At 49.5% G+C, this 6971-nt stretch carries 7 protein-coding genes; 4 read left to right on the plus strand and 3 right to left on the minus strand.

All coding sequences use genetic code 11. The features are described from left to right. Positions 1-2 precede the first annotated feature (2 nt). The gene (locus tag NSCA4_RS0108855; RefSeq protein ID WP_016687797.1) at positions 3-998 is read right to left on the minus strand and encodes a Slam-dependent surface lipoprotein; all 996 of its coding nucleotides are present in this window, start codon (positions 996-998) and stop codon (positions 3-5) included. A 634-nt stretch (positions 999-1632) separates the two neighbouring features. Here NSCA4_RS0108855 and NSCA4_RS16065 point away from each other — a divergent pair. From NSCA4_RS16065 to greB, 3 genes are all read left to right on the plus strand, one after another. After that, positions 1633-1902 carry a hypothetical protein gene (locus NSCA4_RS16065; RefSeq protein WP_255265295.1) on the plus strand — a complete coding sequence of 90 codons (270 nt, stop codon included), beginning with the start codon at positions 1633-1635 and terminating at the stop codon, positions 1900-1902. Then, positions 1862-3112: a surface lipoprotein assembly modifier gene (locus NSCA4_RS13010; protein WP_255265296.1), complete on the plus strand. Its 1251-nt coding sequence runs from the start codon at positions 1862-1864 to the stop codon at positions 3110-3112. Before NSCA4_RS16065 ends, NSCA4_RS13010 begins: the two co-directional genes overlap by 41 nt. 226 nt (positions 3113-3338) lie before the next feature. Next, complete coding sequence (greB, locus tag NSCA4_RS0108865; RefSeq protein WP_003779860.1) at positions 3339-3830, plus strand: transcription elongation factor GreB; 492 nt, start codon at positions 3339-3341, stop codon at positions 3828-3830. 120 nt (positions 3831-3950) lie between these two features. Here the strand turns inward: greB and rpsO are convergent, their stop codons facing one another. Then, a complete protein-coding gene (rpsO, locus tag NSCA4_RS0108870) occupies positions 3951-4220 on the minus strand; it encodes a 30S ribosomal protein S15 (RefSeq protein WP_016687799.1) in 270 nt (89 codons plus the stop codon). A gap of 478 nt (positions 4221-4698) precedes the next feature. Here rpsO and NSCA4_RS0108875 point away from each other — a divergent pair, with 478 nt between their 5' ends. Then, positions 4699-5184 (plus strand): disulfide bond formation protein B, encoded by a 486-nt coding sequence (locus NSCA4_RS0108875; protein WP_016687800.1) that lies wholly within the window; start codon positions 4699-4701, stop codon positions 5182-5184. 64 nt (positions 5185-5248) lie between these two features. Here NSCA4_RS0108875 and NSCA4_RS0108880 read toward each other — a convergent pair whose 3' ends face one another. Continuing rightward, the gene (locus NSCA4_RS0108880; protein ID WP_016687801.1) at positions 5249-6667 is read right to left on the minus strand and encodes an alanine/glycine:cation symporter family protein; all 1419 of its coding nucleotides are present in this window, start codon (positions 6665-6667) and stop codon (positions 5249-5251) included. Positions 6668-6971: the final 304 nt, after the last annotated feature.

A 6971-nucleotide genomic window follows, 5' to 3' on the forward strand; every position in this document is an offset into this window, starting at 1 on the left:
GGTTATTTGCTGACAGGTGTCAAACTTGTATCCGTCGTATTGCGGTCTGATGAATTTTCTACGCCGCCGAATACGGTATCCAACGATTTATCGGCATCGAAGGTTACTTTGCCGCCTATGCTGACTTCTGTTTTATGGCCGCCGTTAAACTGACCGAAGAATTTTCCTTCGACTTTACCGTTTTTACCGTCGGATTCGGCAGTGCCTGAGAAATCAACGCCGTTGATGCCTACATCTTTCATTACAACATCCGGACCGTAATCCGCATTACCTAAAATCGTGCCGCCGAGTTTGTTGGTGTTGAAATTGGCTGTCAGCAGTGAAAGCTTAGGAGCAGTTTTTTCAGACGACTCAAAGGATTTTTTGGGCTCGTAGGTAGAGGTAACGAAATTGCCGTTGCGGACGCGGACTGCCCAAACTTCGTATGTGGTCTTGCCTTTTGCCACTGTACTGTCTGACGGAGTGTAATAAGACGGTTTCGCCGTGCCAACAGGTTTGCCGCCGACAAATAGGTCTGCCGTGCCGTCTGCACTTATCCATGCGCCGAATTTGAGGTGGTCCTGTTTGGTTGCAGGGGCGTTGATGAATTGTCCGGAATTGCTGCAACAGACAAACAGTTTGCCGCCTTCAGACAAAGGCTGGCCTTCGTGGCGGGTACGCAGGGCATAAGACGGACTGGAGTAGGAGGGGACAATCGGGTCGGAATATGAGCTGATGTTGTAATAGTTGCCGGAAGGGGTTTGATAGACATATTGTTTATCAGGGTAGCTGCCCCATGATGTTTTCACTTCGAGCACCGCTTCATGCAGGCTGCCGCCTTTACCGGAAAGGGTGTTGATGGTCTTTATTGCATTGCTCTCATCACTCAGCTTGACATTGGCGATAGGCTGCGCCGTAGGTATGGCAACGGGGACTTTCGGTTCGGATGCGCCTCCTCCTGCGCATGCAGTCAGAATAAGGGTTGCTGCCACAGAAATTGCGGGTACTTTGATTTTCATAACAAATCTCACTTAATTGGTATATATTTTCTTAAATAATGATAATTATTACTAATTTTTTTCAAATATTGTGTAATAATTATAATGTTTTGGCAATACCCAAATGGTTTTTAATAATTTTAATAGTTTTTAGAGTGAATATTAGGTAGTAAATAAATGAATGATATTGAGTTGGAATTTAATCTGAATGTCTGATTCGATGCCGCTACTTCGTTGCCGGCAGGGAAAATTGGGTGATAGTGTGCATCAAGCTATCGCTTTGGATTTGCAAGATATATTTATGCGAGTTCGGTCGGTTGGCTTGATTAATCCCATGAATCTACTGTTGAATAATATTTGAATAATTTATAAGGCCATAAAAATAAATCAGTTATGTTTGTCTTGGAAATTTGCCTCTATAATGCTGCATCTTAATGCGAATCTGTTGCTTTTACGCAAAAATAAGGTCGTCTGAAAATTTTCAGACGACCTTTGACGGCTGTAAATCCCTGACTGGGGGAATCAGTAGGGCATGGCGGTTTGCATTTGGCTACCCCTGTGATATACACACATATATTTCGGATGATTTTGAATGTTAAGAATAAAACAAAAAATGGTTTCGGCATCGTTATGTTGCCTGTTGCCTTCCGCAGTCTTGGCTCAATTGACCGAAGGTGGTGTCCGGCAGGATGCGCCTTCTCAGGATGCTGCCGTACAAGTGCAGCAAAAACAATGGCTGGATATTTTGTCCGAAGAAGAAAGGTCGTCTGAAAAGAATGAGAATGTCGGCGAACCGACTGTGGTCGGCGATGATTTTTTAGCGGCAAACCCGCGTATTCTTGAGGACGCGCTGATTCAAGCACTTAACGGCAATAGCCGCAGATTTGGTTTCTTCGCTTGCCGCACTTTACCGCAAACAGCCTAACCACAATCCCAAGCTGATTGCACGTGCCGATGCTTTGCTGGCAAAGTTGAAAGGGCGGACTTCCGAAGCGGTCGAACGTTATCGTACCCTTTATGAATCCGACGTTTCAGACGACCGCATATTGTTGGATTTTGCGGCGGCAGAGTTTCAGGATTATCGTTTGGGCGAGGCGGCGGCGCATTTCCGCCATGCCGCGCAACGCGATATACCTGCCCCCGTTTTGGAAAACGTCAAACGCTTTCAAGAAGCCGTCAAGCGGCAGACAGAATGGAAATGGTCTGGTGGAATCAGTCCCGTGCATAGCGATAACGCCAACAACGCTGCTCCGCGTTATTGCATCGAAACAAGGGGGCAAACCGCATGCAGCGTTACTTTGCCCGTCAGTGCCAACGGCTTGAATTACGAATTGAACACCGAAAAACTTACCTCGTTGTACGGGCATCACGCCGTCAAATTCCGCGCCAACCTCAGCGGAACGAGCTATTTTTTCGACCGCCAATCGGCTTACGATGATGCGTTCGGCAGGGCTTATTTGGGCTGGCAGCGCAAAGACGGCAAACAAACCGTCAGCGTTTTACCGTTTTATCAGGCACAGTTGGCGGGCAGCAGCGAGTTTGACAGCAAAAAAGAAAACAACCGCCGCGCCGCGCCTTATATGCTGGCACACGGGGTTGGCGTACAGCTTTCGCATATGGTCAATCTCGGCAACGCGACACAACTTTATTACTCGCTGGAACGCTATCGCCAAAACTATCGGGAAACTGATCGTGCGCTGCGCAACGACGGTTGGCACGACAGTACCTATCTCTCCCTGGCGCGCCGTTTCGGCAGAACGACCCTGTTCGGTGGTTGGCAATACAACCGCTTTGTTCCTGAAAACAAAAACATACGCAATGCCGTCAACAATGCCGCCTACCGCCGCAACGGGTTCAATATAGGCTGGATACAGCAATGGCCGTTTTTGGGCGGGCTGAACAGCCGCCTGACCGCTTCATTTGCCAACCGTCGCTATAAAGGCATTATGGCATTTGGTACGGAGCCGCAACGCAACCGCGAGCGCTCCCTCTCCGTCAGTCTCAGTCATGATAAATTGTCCTATAAAGGCATCACGCCGACCTTGAATTACGGATACAGCCGCATCCGCAGCAATGCACCTTATGCACGACGCAGCAGCCGCCAATGGTCGTTGGGCGCTGAATGGAATTTTTAAAAAAAGCTTAAAATTCGAATACTTAATCAATAAAGGTCGTCTGAAAACGGGCATCGTAGGTTTTCAGACGACCTTTGCGGCATTTTCAAGCCGATGGATAGGGTTTTGCAATCAAGATGGACAGCTTGAACCTTCCGTCTTAAGGACGGTAGAATCAGTCATTTCAATGCAGCAGTTCGAAGTTTTGTTGAAACTGCCGTATATCCCAAATAATCAGATATATATCATGAGTACCGAAACCAAAAACTACATTACGCCCGTTGGTTGGCAGGCGTTGAAAGACGAGCTGTATCAACTGGTCAATAAAGAACGTCCCGAAATCGTCCAAATCGTCAACTGGGCGGCAAGCAACGGCGACCGCAGCGAAAACGGCGACTATCTTTACGGAAAACGCCGTATGCGCGAAATCGACCGCCGCATCCGTTTTCTGACCAAACGTTTGGAAGCCGCCGTCGTCGTCGATCCCGAATTGCGCGAAGCGACCGACCAAGTTTTTTTCGGCGCAACCGTCGGACTGTTGCGCGGCGACGGGCGCGAGCAAACCGTCAAAATCGTCGGCGTCGATGAAATCGATACCGCGCAAAACAAAATTTCTTGGATTTCCCCGTTGGCGCGTTGTCTGATTAAAGCGAGAGAAGGGGACGAAGTCGTTTTAAATACACCGGAAGGGCGCGAGGAGATTGAGATTTTGTCGGTGGAATATATACGGATAGATTAAATCTCTCGTAAGCTTAAGAGAAAGGTCGTCTGAAAACTTTACCAATACGTTAATACGTTTTCAGACGACCTTTTCTATAAAAAACACCGCTTTTGCAAGCGGTGTCCGGTAAAGCATAAATTATTTGCGCAGACCCAAGCGGGTGATCAGGTTGCGGTATGTATCAGGTTGGGTACGGCGCAAGTAAGACAACAGACGGCGACGTTGGCTGACCATTTTCAACAGGCCGCGACGGCTGTGGTGGTCTTTAGGGTTGGCTTTGAAGTGGGGAGTCAGGTCGTTGATGCGGAAAGTCAACAGAGCGACTTGCACTTCAGAAGAGCCGGTATCGCCTTCTTTACGTTGGAAATCTTTAACAATTTGTGCTTTTTGTTCTACGGTCAATGCCATGATGGATAACTCCGAAAAATAAAAGAACCGTTATTCGGTTCGGACAAGTTTGACGAGCGCGAACCCGTTCAAACTCCTGAAGCCTTTTTGTGAAGACGGGCGGATTATGCCACAGTTCCATCTGTTTTGCACGGCTGAATCCTGTTTTTTATACGAAATTGTGGAAATGTCGTCTGAAGAAGTATCGGGGTGTGGCGTAAAGTATGCGCGAGAAGTTTTGATTCGGTACATTTTATAGCAGGTTAAAATAGAAAATATTTTCATCATTCCTGTATAGGGGTGAGTCCGGGCTTCTGATTTCGGCAAGATTCAGCGATTATTGCGGATTGCCGCCTGAACAGAAATGGCGGCGTGGGTACTTTTTTAGAATTTCAGCGAATGGGCAGGGCTTTTCGGGATGAGATTGGTTTTGTAGTAAAATAGACGCTGATCGACGGCATGAAGAGGTCGTCTGAAATTTGCAAAGAGCTCTGATATTATGAATTTTTTTAGAAAAACAGCCTTGTTTCTGCTCGTTTTGTCCGTATTGGCTGCCTGCGGTTCGTTTGTTTCGCAATATGTTTTAGGGATGAATCCCTGCGTATTGTGCATCGTGCAGCGTTTGTGCGTATTGGCGGTAGGCGTGGCGGCTTTGTTGGCGGTATTTTTCCGTCAGTCTTCTAAAGTGGGGCGGACATTTTCCGCTTTGCTTATCAGCGTGCCTGCGGTGTACGGGATAGGGACGGCGGCTTATCAGTTGTGGCTGCAAAGCCTGCCGCCGGGTACAGCACCTTCCTGCGGCGCACCGTGGACGTTCCGCCTGAAGGACTGGCCGTTGTTTGACTGGTTCGAACCCATCGTGCGCGGCTTCGGCAATTGCGCCGTACCGGATTATTTTTTGGGTATCGCGCTGCCGGTTTGGAGTATCGCTTATTTTTGTTTCGTCGTCGTATTGGTCTGGTTTGCTTGGTTGAAAACGAGATAAATGTCCGGAATTTAAAAAAAAGGTCGTCTGAAAACTTTTCAGACGACCTTTTCACGATTGCGGATTAAGCCTTGTCGTGGAATTCGTGGAATTCATATTGGTAGGACAAGTCTTTGCCTGCTTTTTTCTGCGCCAGATAATCGTCGTAAACGGCGCGGATTTCTTTGCGCAAGAGGAATAGGGCGATTAAGTTGGGAATGACCATGAAGCCGTTGAACATATCCGACAGGCTCCAAACCAAATCGACCTTACCCAACGTGCCCAACACGATAGCCAGCAGCACGAGCGCGCGGTAGATGCCCAAGTGTTTGCCTCTGAAGAGGAAGCGGATGTTGGACTCGCCGAAGTAATACCAGCCGATGATGGTGGTGAAGGCGAAGAAGGTCAGGCAGACGGCGAGCAGTTGCGAGCCGAAGCCGGGGAAGGCTTTGCTGAAGGCGAATTGGGTCACCGCCGCGCCTTGTTCGCCGGCAAGGTTGGCATCGGTCAGGAGGATAATCAGCGCGGTGGCAGTGCAGACCAAGATGGTGTCGATGAATACGCCGATAAATGCCGCCAAGCCTTGTTGAACGGGGTGGTTTACGTCGGCGGTAGCGTGTGCGTGCGGTGTCGAACCCATACCCGCTTCGTTGGAAAACAGCCCGCGTGCCACGCCGAAACGGACGGCTTCGCGCATACCGATACCCGCTGCGCCGCCTAAAACGGCTTCAGGGTTGAAGGCGGCGGTAAAGATGTGGTTGAACATCGGTATGATGTGGTCGGAGAATTTGAACAGGATAACGACGGCACACAAGATATAGATAATCGCCATAAACGGCACGACGAATTGGGCGATGTTGGCGATGCGGTTGACGCCGCCGACGATAATCATGCCCGCGAGGACGGCGAGGACGATGCCTACTGCCAATGCCGGTACGTTAAAGGCGATGGTAACGGAGGAGGCGATGGAGTTTGCCTGCGTGGCGTTACCGATAAAGCCCAGCGCGATAATCAGGGCGATAGAGAAGAAGCCCGATAAGAAACGTGCCGCCCCGCGCCCGATTTTCGGGGTCAGACCATGCGTGATGTAGAACGCGGGACCGCCGATGTATTTGCCGTGGCTGACGACGCGGTATTTTTGCGCAAGCAGGGCTTCGGCAAAAATCGTGGACATCCCCAAAACGGCGGAAAGCCACATCCAAAAAATCGCGCCCGGCCCGCCTGCGGTAATGGCGGTTGCCACGCCGGCGACGTTGCCCGTACCGATTTGCGCGGAGACGGCAACGGCGAGTGCTTGGAATTGCGACAAAGATTTATCGTCTTTGTCTTTTTTGGAAAACAAACCGCCGAAAACGGATTTGAACCCCGCCCCCAATTTAGTAATCTGCGGCGCGCCCAGATAGAGTGTGAAAAACAGGCCGATGCCCAAAAGGGCATAAATCAGCATGTAATCCCACAGAATCAGATTGACTGCGCCCACCAGTGCAGACAATGTTTCTTCCATAATTACAAACCTTATATTGAAAAATGAACAGATGACGGCATTCTGCGGCGGTTACTCCGTCGAATACCGTTGTGTCGGACGGCGCGGCGAGCAGGCCGGCTTCGTCCGTTTCGCCCCAAGTTGTCAACAATCCTGAAGCAGGTCTGCATGATACCGTAAACCTTTTGTGAGGCAAACGAAAAAAAGGATCAGGTTTGGGCAAAGACAAGATTTTTGCGTTTTTCAGGCGCAGGCAGCGTTTTCAGACAACCCTTTGGCAGGATGAGGGGTCGTCTGAAATATTTTAGGCATATCTGACCTTGTG

Source organism: Neisseria sicca 4320, assembly GCF_000193735.1.
GTDB lineage: Bacteria > Pseudomonadota > Gammaproteobacteria > Burkholderiales > Neisseriaceae > Neisseria > Neisseria sicca_E.

Coding starts and splice junctions, on each gene's coding strand:
- NSCA4_RS0108855 (WP_016687797.1), bottom strand. CDS start 998: ATGAAAATCAAAGTACCCGCAATTTCTGTGGCAGCAACCCTTATTCTG.
- greB (WP_003779860.1), top strand. CDS start 3,339: ATGAGTACCGAAACCAAAAACTACATTACGCCCGTTGGTTGGCAGGCG.
- rpsO (WP_016687799.1), bottom strand. CDS start 4,220: ATGGCATTGACCGTAGAACAAAAAGCACAAATTGTTAAAGATTTCCAA.
- NSCA4_RS0108880 (WP_016687801.1), bottom strand. CDS start 6,667: ATGGAAGAAACATTGTCTGCACTGGTGGGCGCAGTCAATCTGATTCTG.
- NSCA4_RS0108875 (WP_016687800.1), top strand. CDS start 4,699: ATGAATTTTTTTAGAAAAACAGCCTTGTTTCTGCTCGTTTTGTCCGTA.